Source organism: Catenulispora yoronensis, assembly GCF_039531695.1.
In the GTDB taxonomy this organism is placed as follows: domain Bacteria; phylum Actinomycetota; class Actinomycetes; order Streptomycetales; family Catenulisporaceae; genus Catenulispora; species Catenulispora yoronensis.
On the sequence record NZ_BAAAQN010000153.1, the window covers coordinates 1 to 853 of the forward strand.

1 protein-coding gene is annotated in these 853 nt (G+C 64.4%); it reads right to left on the bottom strand.

What is annotated here, in order from left to right; translation table 11 throughout:
- A partial coding sequence (locus ABD481_RS46475) for a transglycosylase domain-containing protein (protein ID WP_344672323.1) occupies positions 1-853 on the bottom strand: 853 nt, incomplete at both ends.

Here is an 853-nt window from a genome sequence, read left to right on the forward strand (position 1 = left end):
GTGGCACATCCTGTAATAGCGATGCCGGGTGAATCAGCCCCTCATCCATCGCCATCGCGTAGATAAAGGGTTTCAGCACCGACCCCGGCGAGCGTACCGCCGAGACCATATCAATATGGCCGAAGCGGCTGTCGTCGGTGATATCCGCCGAGCCCACCCAGCCGCGAACTTTCATATCCGTGTGGTCGACGACGACCATCGCCAGCGAACTGCGCGGCGGCAGGCGCGATTTCCAGTTCAGCGCCAGATCTTCCAGTTGCCGCTGCAGTCCGGCATCCAGAGTCGTCACCACCTTTTCATCACGACTGGTCGCCAGCGCCCGGCGTGAAAAAAGCGGCGCCAGCTGCGGCATCTGGCGCGGAAACAGCCATACTGGCTCCTCCATCGCTTCCTTTACCGCCTGTTCCGGCCAGACGCCCTGGCTGACCATTCGCGTAAGCACTTTATCACGCGCCGCCTGGGCCCGCTGCGGCCAGCGGTCCGGACGTAAACGACTGGGCGCCTGGGGAAGTACCGCCAGCAGCGCCGCCTCGCCGTAGCTAAGACTGGCAGGCGGCTTACCGAGATAGGCCCAGCTGGCCGCGCCGATCCCCTGCAGGGTGCCGCCAAACGGCGCGCGGTTCAGATAGAGGGTTAGAATGTCGCTTTTTGACAGATGCCACTCCAGCTGCAGCGCTCGCCACAGCTGGCGCAGCTTGCCGCCGAAGGTGCGTGGATGGGGATCAAGCAGGCGTGCCACCTGCATGGTAAGCGTGCTGCCGCCCGAGATAACTCGCCCGGAAGTAAGATCCTGCCAGGCGGCGCGCAGCACCGCGAAGGGATTGACCCCCGGGTGGCGCCAGAACCAGCGGTC